Genomic DNA, 246 nt, shown 5'->3' with positions numbered 1-246 from the left:
CAGCTTCATCCCGGTGACGCTGTGCGATACCTGCCCGACGGCGGCGAAGACCAGCTGCGCCGCGGGCGGGTAAATCGTACGAGCGTAGTCCTTGCGGTTGATCAGCGGGTAGACCGCCGGGTCGCGCAGCCGCTCGAGGGCGGGGTCGGCCGGGATGTAGCGGTAGGGGTTGATTCCGGCGGCCTGGACCTGCCCGTCCCAGACGTAGCGGTAGATGTCGGTCGACAGGAACGGCAGCGCCGGCAG

General features: G+C 69.1%; 1 protein-coding gene. It reads right to left on the bottom strand.

The window, feature by feature from the left end; translation table 11 throughout:
• A partial coding sequence (locus KZZ06_RS21885) for a hypothetical protein (protein WP_219582013.1) occupies positions 1 to 246 on the bottom strand: 246 nt, incomplete at both ends.

Source organism: Sulfitobacter sp. CW3 (assembly GCF_019392245.1).
Lineage (GTDB): Bacteria > Pseudomonadota > Alphaproteobacteria > Rhodobacterales > Rhodobacteraceae > Sulfitobacter.
The sequence above is the reverse complement of the archived record's forward strand: the minus strand, read 5'-3'. Positions and strand labels throughout refer to the sequence as shown.